This window comes from Haladaptatus rarus, assembly GCF_054177585.1.
This window is the reverse complement of sequence record NZ_JBPEHG010000005.1, coordinates 287,544-306,570: the sequence shown is the minus strand read 5'-3', so window position 1 is coordinate 306,570 and position 19,027 is coordinate 287,544. Positions and strand designations below refer to the sequence as shown.

The following is a 19,027-nucleotide window of genomic DNA, read 5'->3' as shown; positions in this document are numbered from 1 at the left end:
GGGCGGTGTGTGCAAGGAGCAGGGACGTATTCACCGCGCTCTTCTGAAGCGCGATTACTACCGAATCCAGCTTCATGAGGGCGAGTTTCAGCCCTCAATCCGAACTACGACCGAGTTTAAGAGATTAACGTCCTCTTTCGAGGTAGTAACCCATTGTCTCGGCCATTGTAGCCCGCGTGTAGCCCAGCACATTCGGGGCATGCTGACCTACCGTTGCCCGTTCCTTCCTCCGCTTTAGCAGCGGCAGTCTCCGTAATGTACCCAGCCACCACAAGGGTGCTGCTGGCAATTACGGACGCGGATCTCGCTCGTTGCCTGACTTAACAGGATGCCTCACGGTACGAGCTGACGGCGGCCATGCACCTCCTCTCAAAAGCTCTCGTAAGCTCATCAAACTGACGTTCACAGCTATTGTCGGTGCTGGTGAGATGTCCGGCGTTGAGTCCAATTAAACCGCAGGCTCCTCCGGTTGTAGTGCTCCCCCGCCAATTCCTTTAAGTTTCATCCTTGCGGACGTACTTCCCAGGCGGCTCGCTTACGTCTTCACTGTGGCACAGCACAGGCTCGTAGCCTGTGCCACACCTAGCGAGCATCGTTTACAGCTAGGACTACCCGGGTATCTAATCCGGTTCGTGACCCTAGCTTTCGTCCCTCACCGTCGGGTCCGTCCTCCCAAGGTGCTTTCGCGATTGGTGGTCCGTCCAGGATTACAGGATTTCACTCCTACCCCAGACGTACCCCTTGGGTCTTCCGGCCCCAAGCCAGCTGGTTTCCGCCGGACGCCTGCTCGTTGAGCGAGCAGATTTCCCGACGGACCTGTCTGGCAGGCTACGGACGCTTTAGGCCCAATAAAAACGGCCATCACTTGAGCTGCCGGTATTACCGCGGCGGCTGGCACCGGTCTTGCCCAGCTCTTATTCGTGTACCACCTTACGATACACAAAAGCGAGGACTTTATGCCCTCGCACTTGGAGTTCCCTTATCGCACTGTCGTGCAGTGTAAAGTTTTCGCGCCTGCTGCGCCCCGTAGGGCCTGGATTCTTGTCTCAGAATCCATCTCCGGGCTCTTGCTCTCACAACCCGTACCGATTATCGGCACGGTGGGCCGTTACCCCACCGTCTACCTAATCGGCCGCAGCCACATCCTATAGCGCCGGAGCGTTTCCAGCTCTCCGTATTCAAACGTGAGAGCATTATCCAGTATTAGCCTCAGTTTCCCGAGGTTATTCTGGTCTATAGGGTAGTTTGACCACGTGTTACTGAGCTATCCGCTACGAGTCTAAACTCGTGCAACTAGCATGGCTAAATCGAACTCCAATAGCAATGGCCTCTGGCAGGATCAACCAGAATGCCGCTGGACGTATTGTCCAGCATGTAGGCGGAGACACTCTCGAAGAGAGTGTATCACATATCACATCGTTCGAGACACCACATCGGTATTCCGACAAGGTGTCACCGAACTACCAAGGCTAACATCAGATCCCATCATTTACGGAAGACCGCAGGGGTGGAATCCTCATTTCCTGTTGACCGTGGCGGAGATGACCGCCACCGTCCTTCACATTACTGCGAAGTTGTCGCCAGCATATAAGGGCTTCGAATCCACCTGAACCGAGGTGAACCGAAACACGAGGCGACTTCGACATTCTATCCGAGTAGCCGGTTACATTTAAGTACGTCGAATCAAAGTCGCATTGATACGGTTCGACAATTCACACACCGTGGGTACAAGATTTATCGTCGCTTTCATTTTATTGTCCTTCACGTGCGTGTGCGCAAGCAGGAATTCACGTGGCGTGGAATCATGTTTTCACGTGGGAATTCATGTAACCGAAGGGCGAGAAACCTTACAAGTGACGAGTGACTGCTCTCATAGCACGGGACACGTGTGCAAAGGACGGAGATACTCCCCACCGAGCGGCTGATGAAAGCGAAACCATGAGTTTCAGCGCCGAGTTTACGGTTTCTCCGGATTCGTTCGCGCTCGGTCGGGCGTTACACGCCGACAGAGCAATGACCATCGAGCTAGAACGAACCGTTCCAACCGAGGAACGAGTCCTTCCCTACTTCGTCGCGTGGAATGGGATCGATTACGATTCGTTCGAAAAAGCCGCTCGGAGCGAGCGAGCCATCCGATCGCTCACCAGACTCGACGAGGTCGAAGGGAGAGTACTCTACCGAGTCGAATGGAACCGACAGCCGTCGAATCTCCTCCGTATCTTCGCCGAGACGAACGCGACGCTGCTACAGGGGCGAGGAACGAACGAAGAGTGGTACTTCAGATTCCGGTTTCCCGACCAGAACGCCCTGAGCACGTTCCGACGACGATTACAGGAAAACGACATCGAGCCCACGCTCGACCGGCTCCACTCACTGCGCGAACTCCAGGGCCAGAGCAACTACGGACTCACACCCCAACAGAAAGAAGCCCTCAGAACCGCATTCGAATCGGGCTATTTCGACCAACCCCGAGAGAGTTCCCAGCGCGAACTCGCCGACCGACTCGACATAACGTCCGGTGCCGTGTCTGGACGCCTGCAACGTGGACTCCAGTCGCTGGTTGCGAACACACTGATGACGACGCAGCCGGATGAATAGTTCGACAAGAAACGTTGCGCATATAAACAGCTAAGCTAGCTCGGCCACAGGTTCATTCCTATCGTGTCCTAATCGACAAAGGGAACCGTCACCGCGGCACATTGCGTTCGGATTGCAGTCTCTTCTGGCTGCAGACTGAACGGAAGTTCGAAAACGAGTCACCCATGATCCAAACCAAAGAGTTCGAGGCGGGGAAAGACGATTCCGTGCTCAGTCAGCGGCCTAGCGAGGTGATAACCGAGGCTGTGACCGAGGTGGATAACCAGGGTGTACGAGGCCCGAGTACCCCGTTATCCGACTGGATCGATCCAACGGCCCTCGACAGACTGTTCGAGCCGAAGTACGACGGCTCCGAACGAACCGGCGGACACGTCTCGTTCAGGTACGAAAACTGTCTCGTGACGGTCGTCAGTAGCGGAGAGATATACATCCACCACGGGATAAGTGATCACGATAAACCGGCTGTGAAACCAGAGGAGAAGCGCGCCGAACCGGAGACACAGGAACCGCCCCGTATCAGCACCACGACCGAGCCAGAAGAGACGGTAAGTCAAGCCGTCATCGCAGCAGTCGCAACTGCAAAGGGTGTCAGCCCCATCAAACTCCGACAACAGCTCTACGACATCGTCGAACCGGACGCCCTGAACACGCTCTTCGACGTGAAAAGCGACCGATCGAGCGAACCAGATGGAGAGCTCTCGTTCGTCTTCGACGGCTGTGACGTCACCGTACACAGCGATGGAACCATCGCCGTCCGGTCCGTGTTTAGCCGACTCATCGAATCGGGTGGGAACTTCCTCCTCGTCGGAGACGTCCACGACCGGGCGTTCACGGCAGCAGGTTCGATCTTCTTCGAACCCCCGTTCGAAGCACGAAATCCACTGCTCGTCTTTTATGGAGCATCACCGGCAACTGCTCGTGACTGGGTGGCACAATTGCAACTGGCGGAGACGAACACGGTCGTCTGTGATATGAAGTCGAAGCTCCCCGAACCGAGATCAGATTCGGAACGATTCAGGAACGAACGATCCGGGGACGATTCCGGGCGCTCGCAGGACGCACGACCGGTCGATGTGCTGCCGGATTCGAATCTCGAAGCCGAGTTCGAGGAGCGAATCGACACCGAAGAAACCCCCCGTCTGTACTTCGACGACGTCGAAACGCTCGTCGAACGACGAGCGCCCGAGCAGGTAGAATCGACACTGATAGCAGCGGCCGCTGCAGTGACGGCTGTCGATGGAATCGGCCACTACGTACTGCGAGCGAGCCCCGGCTCCGACATCGCCCGACAGCTCAGACCACTCTTCGACGGTGTGATCGAACTCCGGAACGGAGAACAGGGCATCGAACAGCGATGGCACCTCAACGAATCCAGCTACACGACGCGATGGTTCGGGCTGGAATGACCCGTCTCTCGTCGAACGACGGTGTGCCCGATTCACTGTTTTGACGATGTGGTCAGAATTCCTTTTTGAGTAGCGACGTTCGTACGAGATAGGTCGAGTCGGTCGGCCACCAGCCCATGGAGTGGACATCACATGCCACACACACTGCGCCGTGGCGGGAACGCGACAGAGCAGCCAGTAGAAGAGACGCGATACGGCCCGCCACAGCATTCGGCACGGACGATAGCACGTGAGCAAACGCTCTACGGTACGCCACAGCACGAGATCGACGTCGTGGTCAACGCCGAACCCCACGAATCGCTCGACTACGTGCTCTCGTGGAACGAAAACAGAAACGACGAAAATAGACGCGAGCGTCTACCGATAGTTCCGTCACCGAACACCCACCCAACATACCCATGACAGCCACAAGATCGAGAGACGGGGTCGACGCCGACTTCGTCGAAACCTGCGATACGTGTGGAATCGACACTCCACATCAGGTCGATATCGAGATCCGAACCGAAAGCGACGAGAGCAAAAACGCCGAGTTCTCGCGCGAACCGTACCGCGTCACGACCTGCGAGCGCTGCGGGGAGACGACCGCCAGCCGAATGAACAACGCTTGAGACGATGGTACCCGACGCGGTGGTGTTTCCGGTTTGTCGAGGATGTGATGTTCTTCCGGTTCAACTGGGAATGTAATCCGCGACGAACTCCCGATCTTCTTGTTCGATGCCGAGACCGTACAGCATACCAGCGAACGCGACGATGCCGAGGATACCGCCGACTGCACCTTGCACGAGCGCGGCGATCGCACCAGAGACGGGAAGTGACGCATAGCTGGTGATGAAGTACTTGCTCCCGTACATCACGAGGGCCGACACGATACCGGCGAAGGCTGGTTTGACGTACTTTCTGGAGTAGGGGAACAACCCTACCAGATACCACACCTCGACGACGCGCAATGTGTTCACGACGGAGATGACGGTCGCAGTGGCGTATGCGGCCCCGATCAGACCGAACTCCTGGATGAACAGATAGTTGAGAACGACGTTGAACACGCCGAGCACCCATTGGTTGACGAGCGTCAGATAGTGGTGGTCGGTCATCATCAGGACGTAGCCACTAGGGCCGACACTCGCGTTCGCGAGCTGGGCGACGACGAACAACAGCAGTACTGCTTCGCCTTCAGTGAAGCCCTCGCCGAAGAGCGTGAGAAGTTCGGACGCGTAGACGATAGCACCGACCGCCGGAAACAGTGCCAGCGTGAACGACCAGCGGGTGACGCGCCGGTAGAGCGATTCGAGGTCGCCCATCTGATCGTTGTTGTACAGCCGCGAGGCGATAGGCGGGAACAGTTGACTGAACGCACTGAGAGGAAGGATGAGCAAGCCAGCCAGAACGGTCGCGACCCTGTAGATGCCGACGGCGTTCCCTGCGGCGACGAAGAAACCGACCATCAGGATATCGACGCGGTTCGAGAGGACGTACCCGGCCTGGTTCAGCGTCAGTGGAAGCGAGAAGTCGTAGAATTCGATCGCCTCCTCCCGCGATGCACGGAAGGATGGTCGAAGGTCGGTCTTCGTAAGTACCAGCCATACTGCCGCAACGAACACGAAAACGGTAGCGACGACCGTCGCGGCGACGGCCCCGTAGAGTTCGTAGCCCAGAAGAAGCGCGATACCGATGAAAGAGATTCGAGTGACCGGAATCAGGATGTTCATGATGAGAACCTGATACTCCGGCAGTTCGAGACCCTTGAAGACGCTCTTGATACAGTTCGTGAGCGTGTTGAACGGAAGGGTAATAGCGAGGATGCGGATGACTCCGACGAAATACTGATGGTACTCGTCGGGTGTGAACCGGACGAGCAGGGGTGCAGCGAAGTAGAGTACGACGGCGATGATGGCACCCGCGACCAGCGACGTCAGATAGGCGAGTCCGAGCATCCGACGCCGTTTCCGGGGCTCATCTTCGTACTGGGGGACGAACTTCAGGATGGACTGGTCGGTGCCGAGGTTGGTCAGCACCTCGACGAATTTCAAGATAACGAACCCGAAAGTGTAGACACTGAACAGCACTTCTCCGAGTCCGCGTGCCAGTATCAGATTGAGCAGGAATCGAAGGCCGTTGTCGAGACCCTTTCCGGCCATGAAGAACGACGCACCACGAGAGAGCGACTGAAGTGGCGAATACGAATCCGACGATTGGTCTGCCATTGGCGTAGGAAGACGGTATTGGGCTACCGCTGATTATTGTTCCGTTTCCACATCGTGCGCTAGATGCTCACAGATAGCCAAGTTCCTCCAGGCGTGATTCCGTCGCTGCATCGATCTCATCATCCGAGGTGGTGGTGCTAACCTTCGCTGCCGCTTTCGCCTCCTCGATGGAGTCGTCGAAGAACTCCGATTCGACGGCTGGCGTCCCCTCGGTCGTCTCGACTCGCCGTTGCCACGACGGCCTGCTGGGGTCGAGTTCGTAGTCGATACACGTCCCGAGCGAATCCCACACCGTCTTGGTCGTCCCATCGTACACACATCGGATCATGCGATCCCAGTATTCGTAGTTGGACGGCGGTTCCGGCCCGGCACTCATCCCGACCAGCTCTGCCGGGGTTCGGTCGCGGAACACGTCGGGCGTCCGACCGTCGGCCAACCCAGTGACCAGATCAGCGAGTTCGAGGTGAGAGACGAGTTCGTCCTCGTGGTCGTCGTAGCCATCCGGCGGATTGATGACGTAGAGTGGGACGTGAAGCAGTCCCTCGGAGAGACTGCTCTTGTGATTCGCGAGATAGTCGTCCGACTCCTCGCCGTGGTTCTCGCCGTGGTCTGCGGTGACGACGATCGTCGTTTCTCGGGTCGAGCGTTCGAGGATGTCCGTCACGAACTCGGCGATAACTCGGTCGAGGTAGTCGATGGTGGCCCCGTACACCTGCTTCCGGAGACGCCAGTACTCGGCGTGTTTCTCCGGTTCGTGCATCAGTTCCCAGACGTCGTGTTGACTGGACGTCCACGAGTTCGGAACGCGCTGGAGCGAATCGTCGAACGCCCGGCAGGGTTGAAGCGGTGTGTGCGCGTCCATGAGATTGAGGAAGCCGAAGTACGGGCCGTCGCTCCGGTCGATCTGCCGTCGAGCAGAGCGAAGCACCGCCGATGCCCCATCGTCGACCAGTTTCGGCACCGGTCCGATCTTCGTGAGGTCGTGGAGGGTACCGAAAGCGGTGTTCTTCAAACTCGGGATAGGATAGTCGTGTGTCAGCGCCGCACGAAGATATTCGAGATACTTCTCCGGGCCACTGGAGTCGGTGTGACGGCTCACCTCCCGGAGACTCGTCGCTTCTGGATAGCGATGCTTGGGTTCGACGGCTTCGAACTCGTCGAACCACGAATCGAACCCGTACTCCGGACTGACGAACGCGTTCGCACTGACACCGAACGTGCTGTACTCGGGAAGATCGGCGAGAAACGTCGCGTCGCGGTCGATGGTGTCGAACCGTCGGTTGTGGGTGTGAACACCGTGGCGCGACGGTAACTCCCCGGTGAACATGCTGGCATGGCTCGGGACGGTCCACGAACTGGCAGCACGACATTGCGTGAACGACACGTCTGCGATGTTCTGGAGGCGCTTCGCGTAGTCGGAGAAGAAGTCCGCACGAACAGTGTCGAGACACACGACGAGGACGTTTCGACGTCTCGACGTGGTGTCATCGTCAGCGGGAGCCATTGCTAACCTGATTGTAGAACGAACGTAAAACAGTATTGGCCAAAAATTATGGTCGGTTGCCGTGGAGACATGTCGTGGGGGCCGAAACGACGGAATTTTCGAGGAAAACTCCTATCCGATCGATTTCACTTAGCGGTTGAGACGGTCGTGCTCGTCAGTTGGGACACCAGATGGCGGTGACGACCGCCTCGTCCGTTTCGACCGTGGCGTACTCGTAGTCACGGTCACCCAGTTTCGGATAGAGGTGTTGTGGTGGTCGGTCGTTGAGTTGAACGAGCACGACGCTCTCGTCCAGTTCAGTGAGTGTTTCGAGGGTCTCTTTCAACGGATGGGGAGGGCCCATGTCGCGAACGTCCAGCAGTTCGTGCGGGCGGTTGGAGGGAACTGCGTCGTCCTGGAACGAACGAAGCCATCGAGAAGTAGTCTCATAAGTGACCATAGAATGAAGGTCGAAAGCTATCTACCAGACTTTTCTGCCGAACATATTCGGGGTAGTTCCATGCCGACGAGAACGACACCTGCTTTAAAAGTAGAGGGAGGCAAAACCCGGTTCTGTATGAAAGTAACGCGAAAATCCCTGGCGAAACTCCTCGCCATCGTCTTCGTCCTGAACCTCGCGGTGATGGGCGTCGGCGCATGGTATTCGTACGAGAATACCCCTCCAATCCCCCAGACCGTCGTCGGTCCGGACGGGGATACGGTCGTAACGAAAGCGCAGGTGCAGGAAGGCAAACGTGTCTTCCAGGCTGATGGGCTGATGAACCACGGCTCGATACTCGGCAACGGCGCGTACTTCGGCGTCGATTACACCGCCGACGCGCTGTCGATGAAGACCAAGTACATGCACGAGTACTACGCGAAAGAGCGCTACGGCAAAGCGTTCGGTGCGCTCTCCGAGGAACGGCAGGCGGTCGTCAAGGCGACCGTCAGAACGGAACTCGAAGCGAGTGAACCCGGTGACCAGGTTCAGTACTCCGCTGCAGAGCTGTACGCGCACAAGCAGTTGCGACAGGAGTACGTCGAACGCTATCACGATGGTGAACTCGAACGCGGCATCCCCGCCGAAACCATCGAGTCCGAAGAAGAGGCTCGTCGGTTCGCCGACTTCGCCATGTGGACTGCGTGGATCTCACACACCCAACGTCCGGGCAGTGACCACACGTATACCAACGACTGGCCGTACGAACCCGCCGCAGGAAACACGCCGCCGACAGCGTCGATGACGTGGAGCGTCATCGCCATGGTCTTGCTCGTCGCGGCAGCCGGGGCAGGCGTCTGGCTCTACACCTCCATCGACCTCCCGGAACCGGAGACGAAGGGAATCACGGTGCCGTCGCCCAAGGACATCGTCCTCTTCCCGAGTCAGAAGGCGGCGATGCGATTCGTTCCTGTCGCGGCGCTCCTGTTCGTTGGACAGGTGTTGCTCGGGGGACTCCTCGCACACTACTACATCGAGCGGGACGGCTTCTTCGGTCTCGGTTCGCTCCTCGGTATCGATTTCGTCAGCCTCCTTCCATTCTCCATCGCAAAGACGTGGCACATCGATATGGCTATCCTCTGGATAGCGACGTTGTGGCTCGGCGCTGGACTGTTCTTGCCCCCGCTGCTCACGGGCCGTGAACGCCAGAAGCAGAGCACGTACGTCAACGTCCTCCTCGGTGCGCTACTCGTCGTTACGGTCGGTGGTCTCGGCGGAATCTGGCTGGGTGCCAACGGCTACATCGACGGCGAACTCTGGTGGATCATCGGCAACGAGGGACTGGAGTACCTGGAAGTCGGTCGTCTCTGGCAATTCGGCCTCCTCGTCGGGTTCCTCCTCTGGGCGGTTCTCGTCGCTCGCGGATTCAAGCCCATCCTCGACGAGGAAGAGCCGTTCGGTCTCGCACACATGATCCTGTACGCAGGCGGCTCTATCGCCCTGCTGTTCACGGCAGGGATGTTCTACACGCCGGACACGAACATCGTCGTGACCGAGTTCTGGCGCTGGTGGGTCGTCCACATGTGGGTCGAAGGGGCGTTCGAGTTCTTCATCGTCGCCATCGTCGGTCTCACCCTCGTCTCGATGAACCTCCTCCGCAAGCGCTCCGCCGAGAAAGCGGTGATGTTCCAGGCACTGTTGGTGATGGGAACCGGTGTCATCGGCGTCTCACACCACTACTGGTGGATCGGTCAGCCCGACGTGTGGGTGCCACTCGGCTCCGTCTTCTCGACGCTCGAACTCCTGCCGCTGGTGTTCATCCTCTTCGAGGCGCTCGGCCAGTATCGAACCCTGGCGACGAGCGACGAGTCGTTCTCCTACACGCTGCCGTTCATGTTCATCATCGCCAGCGGCGTCTGGAACTTCGTCGGCGCAGGCGTGCTCGGGTTCTTCATCAACCTTCCGCTGGTCAACTACTACGAACACGGAACCTACCTCACGGTCGGTCACGCCCACGCAGCCATGTTCGGCGCGTTCGGCTTCCTCGCGCTCGGGATGGCAGTCTACATGCTCCAGATCACGACGAAACCCGAAGCGTGGAACGAGCGCCGACTCCACTGGGCGTTCTGGCTCTGGAACGTCGGCCTCGCGGTGATGGTGTTCGTCTCCGTGCTCCCGGTCGGCTTCCTCCAGCTGGAAGCTGCGTTCAGCGGTAGTTACGCCGCCGCCCGCAGTCTCGCGTTCTACAACGGCGACCTGATACAGCTCCTGTTCTGGGCGCGGATGCCCGGTGACACGATGCTGATCCTCGGGACGCTCGTGTTCGCCTACGACGTCATCGAGAAACAGTTCGTCCAGCGCGAAGTGACGACTCCAACGCCCACTCCGGAGGAACAGCAGGTGCCGAGTCGAGTGCTGTCGGACGACGACTAACGCAATCGGTCGTCTCGAAACCTCCATTTTGCAGCCAGAAACTGATCGACTACGGAAACGAAGTGGCGCTACAGCACGCTGAACCAGCCAGCACGCTGAACCACCATTACGAGCACGACGGAACGGCGTTACAGCACGTCGGTGAATTCGAATCGTGCCCCACCATCGCGTCCTTCGGTGGCTGTACACTCCCATCCGTAGGCCTTCGAAAGCTGTCGTGTCAACGTCAGACCGACACCCATCCCGACCTTGCTGGTGGAGTAACCGGGTTCGAACACGTGTTTTCGCGTCTCTTTCGATATCCCCGGCCCGTCGTCTTCGACGTAGAACCCGTCCGGCAGGACGCCCACGCGCACCGTCACGTCGTCGCCACCGTGTTCGACCGAGTTGCGAAACAGGTTCTCGAACAAGAGACCGAGATGATCTCGATCGGCGGTGACCTCTCGCGTACTCTCGATGTTCAACGCGGCATTTGCCGTATCAACCGCACTCCACGCCTCTTCCGCCGTTTCTCGCAGGTCGATACTGGTAGTCGTATCGACGCTCCCGCCCCCTCGGGAGATGAAGAGAAGGGAGTCGAGCACGTTCTCGATCCGGTCGAGTGCCATATCGACCTCCTCGAACGCCACGTCGTCCTGGTTACTCCACGCGATGTCGAGGTAGCCCTGCGCGATCGACAGGGGATTACGAAGTTCGTGTGCGAGCGCGCTCGCGAACGTGTCCAGTCGTTCGTTTTGCTGTTGTAACGCCTCCTCGCGCTCCTTTCGTTCGGTGATGTCGCGCACCACTCCCACGGTTCCTCGGAACTCGTCCTCGATGGCCAACGGTGCGAACCGTACCTCCACCGGAACCTGACTTCCGTCCGAACACTTGAACTCCGTCTCTATCGTCGCCGCATCACGCTCGCCCTCCCTGAGTTCTTCTTGCATCTCCCTCCCGACTTCGAGCGATTCTTCGTCGGTCAGTAACGATGCACTCGCACCGAGGAGGGTATCCTCCGAGTAGCCAGTGATCGAGGCGAGTGCGTCGTTGACCGCGACCAATCGAAGCTCCTCGTCAAGGACGTAGACACCGTCCTCGACCGTCTCCAACATCGTCTCCGCCTGTTCTAACTCGTGTTCTCGCTCCTTTCTCGCGGAGATATCGCGGAAGTACACCGACAGTCCCGTCTCCGAAGGATACAGTCGCACGTCGAACCACGTCGACAACGGGTCGGAGTACGCTTCGAAGAACACCGGTTCTTGCGTCTCCAGTGCCTCCTCGTACTGCTCCCGGTACGACTCCATCTCCGGAAACGCCTCCCAGAGGTTCTTCCCCACGAGATCCGCACGTCGGCGTCCGAACACGCTCTCTGCATGGGAGTTGACGTAGGTGAACCGACTATTTTTGTCGATGGCGAAGAAGGCGTCAGTCACCCGATTGAATATCTCTTCGAGTTCCGTCTCCAACGCTTTCCGTCGCTGTTCCAGTTCGCGTTGTTGGTCTTTCAGTTCAGTTATATCTTCGCCAGTCAGGACGACCTGCTCTAACTCGCCGTCTTCGTCGAATAGCGGGGCACCGTTGACCGTGAACCACCGCCGCCCGATGGACGGTCGTTCGATGGCGATCTCGAAGTTGTACACCGGTTCCTCGGTCTGGATGACCCGACTCGTCACGTACTCGTCGGGCGAAAGCGGTTCGCCGTCAGGGCCGTACACCTGCCAGTCCGCACGTTCGTCCAGGGGCGAGAATTGGTCGTCGTCTTCGAGACCGAGCATCTCCAGCGCCCGACTGTTGGCGCGCAACACCTCACCATCCGTCGATTGGACGGCGAGCGCGATAGGACTCGTCTCGAAAACCTGCTGGACGAGTTCTCGCTCCTCGCGCAACGAGCGTTCAGTCTGTTCCTGTTCGGAGATGTCACGGATGATCGCCGTAAAGAGCTGTCTTCCGTCGTACGTGTGGTCGTGGAACGTGACCGAGAGCGGAATCTCTTCCCCTTCCGAGTCGACACCCCAGATGTCGACCGATTCCGCCTCTGTTTCGGCGTTGTTCTGGGCGACGTACTCCTCGTATCCGCTTTCGTGTTGCTCGTGGTACCGATCGGGAACCAGTATCGTGAGTAGTTTTCCAACCAACTCGGACTGGCTGTACCCGAACAGTGACTCGACAGCAGGGTTCGCAAAGACGATAGTGCCGTCGCTGTCGGCGGTGATGATCGAATCCGACGTATCGACGACGAGTTGATGGAAAAACGAGTCATCGCTCGACAGATAGTCGGGACTACCGACGGAGTGTGATGATTCGAACGAATGACCGATATCAGTCATACTCCCACCGTTCTAATCTAATTTATTGATGGAGGTAGTTCTTAAAAGTATTCGCCTTTCGTTCAGCTTTCTAACCTATTCGACGAGCACTCGAGTGACGTGCCCTCCACAACCACACTGTTCGACGTACTGCCACTCGACAGCGTCACCGAACGCCTCGGCCAGCGTGTCGAACAGATACGTCGACGGGTGCCCATGTTCGCCGTGTGTGACCAGATTTACGTGATACCCCGCCGCAGTCTTCCGAACCGCATCGATAGCCTGTGCGACGACGAGGTCTCTATCCGCCGCGTGCGGCGGCTTTTCGAGATTCGCCGACCACGAATTGTGGTGAGTGTGGTCGGTCACCGGTTCGACCTCGTCGTGGGAGATGGAAGTCATATCCGAACAGACAGCGCGTGTCCGGGAGAACGGTTCGCCGAACATGTTCGAACGAGGGTTCTCGGTTCTCGTGGCCGTGTAACGAGACATGGATACCCAGTCGGACGCACAGGTGACGGGCGAAACGAACCACTCGAACGACGAACAGACGACCGTCGAAGTTCGATGCACCGGCCACGTTCGGAACGCGGTAGGACGACCGCACCTCACGTACACCTTCGCGGGGGCGACACTCCGCGAATTTCTGGCGGCGTTCTTCGACGACTACGATGTCGAAGATATGCTCATCGCAGAGACGGAGGCAGACGCGACGACGCGCGGTTGGGCGAAGACGCCGACCGAACTCCCCGGAACGTGGCGGAAGAATCCCACGGGGGAACAGACTCGCGCGTACGCGCGGGTATCCATCAATGGAACCTTCAACGAACATATCGACGGGCTTGACACGCGACTCGAAGACGGCGACCGGGTTTCGCTCATGTACCCCTTCATCTACTGTTGCTAAGTGGTAGATCGTAAAATACTAGAAGTGTCAGTGTCACCAGCGGATACATATATAAATGAGATTCGAACAAGTTCGCCTGTATTCTCCCTTCTTGAGAACCGTTCTTCCCATCTGAGAATCTGTACTGCTATTGATATCCATAGGAGCTTGAAGATTATCTGTAGAGGTAATCACTAATGTTCGAACCCACGAGACGGCGTATGTTACAAGGTGTTGGTGCTGGTGGTGTTGCGGCGATCGCAGGCTGTAATGCTCCGATGGCACAGGACGACGTCAAGACGACGGCGCGCGACCGAAAAGCGGTAGAACAGACGAAGAAGCCTATCATCAATCGAGTTGCAGCCGATCCAACGGATATTCCAGACCCCATCACCCGGAAGAAACCAGCGGAAATCGACGTGACTCTGGAGCCGAAAGAAGTGCGCGCAGAAATCGAAGACGGAAAGACGTTCGATTTCATGACATACAACGGTCAGATTCCGGGACCACTCATCCGCACCCGAGTGGGCGATACGGTGAACCTCACATTCAAGAACCCGGAAGAGAACGTGATGCCGCACAACGTCGACTTCCACGCTGTCGCCGGACCCGGTGGCGGTGCGGAAGCGACGATGACGAACCCCGGTGAGACCACGAAGCTCAAGTTCAAGGTGACCTACCCCGGTGCATATATCTACCACTGTGCAGTGCCGAACCTCGACATGCACATCAGCGCTGGGATGTTCGGTATCATCCTCGTCGAACCCAAAGGGGGACTCCCGGAGGTCGACCACGAGTTCTACATCGGGCAGCACGAAGTCTACACGAAAGGCGGCGACAACGGCCATTACTCCTTCGACATGTCGTCAATGGCCCGCGAAGACGCCAGCCACGTGTTGATGAACGGTGAAGCCTACGCACTGACCGGGAACCGCCACGGCCCGATGAACGTGAAGACCGGAGAAACTGCCCGAGTCTACTTCGTCACTGGCGGACCCAACCTGATGAGCAGTTTCCACCCCATCGGAAGCGTCTGGGAGGAACTCTGGCCCCAGGGATCCCTGTCGACGGAACCACAGACACACATCCAGACGACCCCGGTTCTCCCCGGAAGCACCGCCGTCGCCACGATGTCGTTCCCGGTGCCGGGTGACTTCAAACTGGTCGACCACTCGCTGAGCAGGGTCGCACGAAAGGGCTGCATGGCTGTCATCCACGCCGATGGGCCTGCCAACCCCGAAATCTTCGACCCCGACCCAGCCTGATCCCCGCCACCGCGTAGACGCCATAAACGCTCTTCACCCTGTCATCCACTGGGAACGCCGTAACTGAAGTCGAACACGTTCGGGGGTGCGTACACCCCCGGCTGGTTCGTCTCCGATTCCATGGACGGAATCTTCACGTCGACCGAGGCTATCGATTCCGGCGACCCTCGCCATGCTCGCCGGTTACTGCCTCGCCGACTGTTTTCGAGATCGATAGTTCGACGAACGAGCAGCTACTCGTCTCGAACGATATGACACGCGGAACGACGAGTCGGTGGTCTCGACGATTCACGATCGCTAGCGCATTCTATCTCGTCGCGTGGCAGGTCGGCGTGCTCGTCGACATCCCACATCGGGCAGCGATGACACTCGCGGTGTTCGGGTTCGTCTTCCACATGATCTTTGGGAAAGCGTACCTTCTCGTTCCGTCTTACTTCGAGCGAGTGCTGGCTGTGCCACGTGCTTCGCCGGTCCATTTCCTGCTGGCGACGGTCGGCACAGTGCTGCTGACGTTCGATGCGATGGGGTCAGTACCGTCCAGAGTTCCGCTGCTCGGAGCCGGTGCGTGGGGACTCGGTATCGTCGTCTTCCTCGGCAGTCTCGGCTGGTCGGTTCGTGGCAATCCACTCGGACGAAAGACGGGAACTGCCTCGTTGCGGATCGGGTTCGAGCAAACCGACAGGTTTGCAAACCTGTTCCTACCCGTCGCGTTCGCGTATCTCGCTCTCGGGTCGTACGAACTGCTCGCACGTTCCGCCTCCCTGCCCTCGATGCTCGGCAGCTACCCGCCCCGACTCACCCACCTTTTTGCGGCAGGTGCGGCGGGCGTACTCGTGTTCGCGCTCGGTGTCCGCCTCTTACCCCGATTCTTCGACGTGAGTCCGCCGACACCGCTCGTCTTCATCGTCTTGCCGACGGGCGCACTCGGCCCGATCCTCATAGCGACCCATCTCTGGGGGGATATCTGGTTCCGCATCGGTGCACTCGCCGAGGCGACGGCGATGCTCGGATTCACGACGCTCACCGTCTACTGTTTCGTTCGCTCGGAGCGACGCCGCATCGGCCTGTACGGGGTCGTCATCGGCAGTTTCGCCGGAGCTATCGCCGTCGCACTTGGCGTCGCGTTCGCGTTCGGGGAGGTAACCCCTGCACTGCTCGCCGTTCACCGCCAGTTGAATCTACTCGGGTTCCTCGGTCTCATCATCGTCGGCCTCGCGTTCCAGTTCTATCCACCGACGGCGGGTCAGTTTCCGGGTGCGAGCAGGCGGGGCGCAGCGAGTGTCGTCGCCGCACTCGCCAGTGGACTCGCGGTCGAGGTCATCGGACGCGGCTTCGGTGTTGCGACGGTCGTCACAGCAGGGGTCGGGCTCACACTCCTCGGCGCAGTCGGCTATGCGTATCTGGTCACTCGATTGCTCGTCGGTATCGGCGCGCGTCGGTCAGGATAGTAAACCCTTGATAAATGCCCCGAATTTGTCGGGAGAAAGACGAAGGAGAACACGCACCACTGTCTAACCGTAGGTGCGCGGGGCCGCGCCTACGGACAAGATCGCAGTATCTCCTCGTTCGAGGAGTCGACTGGCAAACACGGAACGGTGGTAACACTGGCATGCTGAGATGGACGGAACCCTATACACCGGTAACCCGGTGGGGTGCGCCAACCGGCCATCGGAGCAACTTGCAGACAAGTTTCGTGTTCGAAGTGCGATGATTCGACGGTCTCGTCGCACAGTGTGAACCAGTTTGCTTTTCTTGGATGGTGACTGGGCCGATGGTGCCCGGCGGTTCTCGCCGCCGGGCACCATCGGCATTCACGAAATCGACGACCATGGAGACGGCACTCGTTCTCAGCCCACGGGAATCGCGGCGACCGTATTTGCATCTTCGAAACAGTGCTCTGGGTATGGCAACCAACACCGACGCCGAGATCGATCGGAGTATCCGGGCCGTGTTGACCGTCGCAACACCGGGTAACTGCCCCGTCGCACGGTCGTCGGCTGCGATGGACACGTCGATCTCGACGATCGAACGGTCACATCCCACGGAAGACGGTGCCGTGATCGAGGATTTCACCGTCGATGATGAACTGCCCGGAGAGCTACCCGATACCGACGTTCGAGAACTGTTCCGAACGGGGGGCGAACGTCGATACCGATTCAAACGCGACAAAACTACGCCGTGTGTCTGTGAATCCGTCGAGTCGTTCGGGCTTCCCATCTCCGATGTTCGAGCGAAGAACGGGTCGCTCGTACTCACGTTCTACGTCCCGGAAGTGGGACGAGTGAAAGCAATCGTCCAGGAGCTTCGAGAACGGTTCGGTGCCGTCTCTATCTCCCATCTGAGTCACTCTGGGGCAGACACGGACGGCGACCTCGTGCTCGTCGACCGGGCGAGCCTCACCGCCCGACAACGAGAGGTCATCGAGACGGCGTACGAACTCGGCTATTTCAGCCATCCAAAAGGTGCGAATGCGGGTGACGTCGCCGAAGCACTCGACATCTCACGGTCGACGTTCGCAGAACATCTCTCGGCGGCACAGACCAAGCTACTCTCGGCAGTACTGAAACACTGACCGTCGGGCGAACATCTTCGGGTACAGGTCGATGGGTCGGCGACGCGAACGAATTTCCATGAGCACGATTCCTGCTGGTATCGACGCCGACCGAGGACCACCGATGGCACTCCCGCTCGGGCACTTCCTCGTCGCACTGGTCTTCCTCCTCGTCGCCGCCGGAACCGGCGTCGCGGCAGCCCTCGACTTCGCACCCGGTCTCGCAGATCTCATCGTCGTTCACGGTCTCCTCATCGGGTGGATCAGTCTCACCATCCTCGGCGCGATGACCCAGTTCGTTCCCGTCTGGAGTGGCCGACCGCTCCACTCGCGGCGGCTCGCGTCGCTACAACTCTGGCTCGTCGCCGGCGGCCTCGCCGGATTTCTGGCCTCCCTCGCGACCGCCGATCTCGTCTGGCTTCACGCGTTCGGAACCGTCATCCTCGTCGGATTCTGGACGTTCATCTACAACGTCGGTCGGACACTCCTCTCGGCGCAGTCGCTCGACGTGACCGAGCGTCACTTCGCACTCGCACTCGGCTACTTCGCCATCGTTCCGGTGCTGGGTGTCTTGCTCGCGCTCGATTTCACGACACCGTTCATCGCCGATCTCGGACTCACCCGCCAGAACGTCGTTGGATCGCACGCGACACTGGCCGTCTTCGGTGGGGTGATGACGACCGTCCTCGGGGCGCTCTACCAGCTCTCGACGATGTTCACACAGACTCGACTCCACGGTATCGACACCTACCTGGCGCGTATCGAGGAGGTAAGCTACCCAGTTGGCGTCGTCGCGCTCGCCGGTGGACGGCTGTTCGGTCAGTCATCGCTCGCTCGCGTCGGAGCGGTGCTGATCGCGCTCGGGATGCTCTCGTTCGCCATCGTCCTCGCCCGGCGGCTGGTCGAGACGCAGGTGCCTCGCACGCCGATGCTCTCACGGTACGCCATCGTCGCGGTGTCGCTCGCTCTCTGGGCGGTCGCCACGCTTCCCGCCTGGCTCCGTGACCCACTCTCGCGGGCATCTGTCCTCGGGTCGTCGTGGACCACGACCGTCCTACTGTTCGGTATCGTCGGTTTCGTCGTGCTCGGAACCCTCTATCACATCGTTCCGTTCATCATCTGGATGGAACGGTACAGCGACCTGCTCGGATTCGAACCGGTGCCGATGGTCGACGACCTCTACGACGCTCGCATCGCTCGCGTCGACGGCATCACGACGTTCGTCGGCGGCATCACCATCGCCCTGACGAGTGTCGTCGACCTTCCAGTGGTGATCGAAGCGATCGGCTGGTCGCTGTTGCTCGTCGGGTTCGTACTGTTCGCCGTGAACATCTGGCTGGTCATCCATCGACACGGACCAGTGCCGGTTCACCGCCTCGTACTCGGGTCGACATCCGACGTGTCGGAATCGACGCGGGAATCGGACGTCAACCTGTGAGCGTCCCGTAACGAGACGAACACGTTCGGGGTTGGAGTC

The 19,027-nt window shown here is 59.0% G+C and carries 15 protein-coding genes and 1 rRNA gene; 10 read left to right on the top strand and 6 right to left on the bottom strand.

Features of this window, described 5'->3' with window-relative positions:
• Positions 1-1,350 (bottom strand): 16S ribosomal RNA (locus tag ACR3FE_RS14435); the annotation flags it as partial.
• 588 nt (positions 1,351-1,938) lie between these two features.
• On the opposite strand from ACR3FE_RS14435, the gene ACR3FE_RS14430 reads away from it, so the two are divergent.
• The 4 genes from ACR3FE_RS14430 to ACR3FE_RS14415 all read left to right on the top strand — a co-directional run bounded on the left by ACR3FE_RS14430 (position 1,939) and on the right by ACR3FE_RS14415 (position 4,612).
• On the top strand, positions 1,939-2,598 hold the full coding sequence (locus tag ACR3FE_RS14430; protein ID WP_458207853.1) for a helix-turn-helix domain-containing protein: 660 nt from the start codon (positions 1,939-1,941) through the stop codon (positions 2,596-2,598).
• Between the two features lie 164 nt (positions 2,599-2,762).
• Entirely contained in the window at positions 2,763-4,004 is a 1,242-nt protein-coding gene (locus tag ACR3FE_RS14425) for a DUF7504 family protein (protein ID WP_458207852.1), read from the top strand.
• 132 nt (positions 4,005-4,136) lie between these two features.
• Positions 4,137-4,406, top strand: a complete 270-nt coding sequence (locus ACR3FE_RS14420) for a hypothetical protein (RefSeq protein ID WP_458207851.1) — start codon at positions 4,137-4,139, stop codon at positions 4,404-4,406.
• Entirely contained in the window at positions 4,403-4,612 is a 210-nt protein-coding gene (locus tag ACR3FE_RS14415) for a DUF7835 family putative zinc beta-ribbon protein (protein WP_458207850.1), read from the top strand. Before ACR3FE_RS14420 ends, ACR3FE_RS14415 begins: the two co-directional genes overlap by 4 nt.
• A gap of 60 nt (positions 4,613-4,672) precedes the next feature.
• Here ACR3FE_RS14415 and ACR3FE_RS14410 read toward each other — a convergent pair whose 3' ends face one another.
• The 3 genes from ACR3FE_RS14410 to ACR3FE_RS14400 form a co-directional block, all read right to left on the bottom strand.
• The gene (locus ACR3FE_RS14410) at positions 4,673-6,205 is read right to left on the bottom strand and encodes an oligosaccharide flippase family protein (protein ID WP_458207849.1); all 1,533 of its coding nucleotides are present in this window, start codon (positions 6,203-6,205) and stop codon (positions 4,673-4,675) included.
• A 67-nt stretch (positions 6,206-6,272) separates the two neighbouring features.
• Complete coding sequence (locus ACR3FE_RS14405) at positions 6,273-7,709, bottom strand: sulfatase-like hydrolase/transferase (protein WP_458207848.1); 1,437 nt, start codon at positions 7,707-7,709, stop codon at positions 6,273-6,275.
• Positions 7,710-7,863: 154 nt separating this feature from the next.
• Positions 7,864-8,148 carry a DUF2249 domain-containing protein gene (locus ACR3FE_RS14400; protein WP_458207847.1) on the bottom strand — a complete coding sequence of 95 codons (285 nt, stop codon included), beginning with the start codon at positions 8,146-8,148 and terminating at the stop codon, positions 7,864-7,866.
• A 117-nt stretch (positions 8,149-8,265) separates the two neighbouring features.
• Here ACR3FE_RS14400 and ACR3FE_RS14395 point away from each other — a divergent pair, with 117 nt between their 5' ends.
• Positions 8,266-10,560: a nitric-oxide reductase large subunit gene (locus ACR3FE_RS14395; protein ID WP_458207846.1), complete on the top strand. Its 2,295-nt coding sequence runs from the start codon at positions 8,266-8,268 to the stop codon at positions 10,558-10,560.
• 128 nt (positions 10,561-10,688) lie between these two features.
• On the opposite strand, the gene ACR3FE_RS14390 is transcribed toward ACR3FE_RS14395, so the two are convergent.
• A complete protein-coding gene (locus ACR3FE_RS14390) occupies positions 10,689-12,869 on the bottom strand; it encodes a PAS domain-containing protein (RefSeq protein WP_458207845.1) in 2,181 nt (726 codons plus the stop codon).
• Between the two features lie 75 nt (positions 12,870-12,944).
• Positions 12,945-13,250 carry a CGCGG family putative rSAM-modified RiPP protein gene (locus ACR3FE_RS14385; protein WP_458207844.1) on the bottom strand — a complete coding sequence of 102 codons (306 nt, stop codon included), beginning with the start codon at positions 13,248-13,250 and terminating at the stop codon, positions 12,945-12,947.
• An 88-nt stretch (positions 13,251-13,338) separates the two neighbouring features.
• On the opposite strand from ACR3FE_RS14385, the gene ACR3FE_RS14380 reads away from it, so the two are divergent.
• The 5 genes from ACR3FE_RS14380 to ACR3FE_RS14360 all read left to right on the top strand — a co-directional run bounded on the left by ACR3FE_RS14380 (position 13,339) and on the right by ACR3FE_RS14360 (position 18,988).
• Positions 13,339-13,755: a pterin cluster protein gene (locus tag ACR3FE_RS14380; RefSeq protein ID WP_458207843.1), complete on the top strand. Its 417-nt coding sequence runs from the start codon at positions 13,339-13,341 to the stop codon at positions 13,753-13,755.
• A 176-nt stretch (positions 13,756-13,931) separates the two neighbouring features.
• Positions 13,932-14,999, top strand: a complete 1,068-nt coding sequence (nirK, locus tag ACR3FE_RS14375; RefSeq protein ID WP_458207842.1) for a copper-containing nitrite reductase — start codon at positions 13,932-13,934, stop codon at positions 14,997-14,999.
• A gap of 251 nt (positions 15,000-15,250) precedes the next feature.
• Complete coding sequence (locus tag ACR3FE_RS14370; RefSeq protein WP_458207841.1) at positions 15,251-16,447, top strand: hypothetical protein; 1,197 nt, start codon at positions 15,251-15,253, stop codon at positions 16,445-16,447.
• A 455-nt stretch (positions 16,448-16,902) separates the two neighbouring features.
• Positions 16,903-17,571 carry a helix-turn-helix domain-containing protein gene (locus ACR3FE_RS14365; RefSeq protein ID WP_458207840.1) on the top strand — a complete coding sequence of 223 codons (669 nt, stop codon included), beginning with the start codon at positions 16,903-16,905 and terminating at the stop codon, positions 17,569-17,571.
• A gap of 58 nt (positions 17,572-17,629) precedes the next feature.
• Positions 17,630-18,988, top strand: coding sequence for a hypothetical protein (locus ACR3FE_RS14360; RefSeq protein ID WP_458207839.1), 1,359 nt, complete (start codon positions 17,630-17,632; stop codon positions 18,986-18,988).
• Positions 18,989-19,027 lie beyond the last annotated feature (39 nt).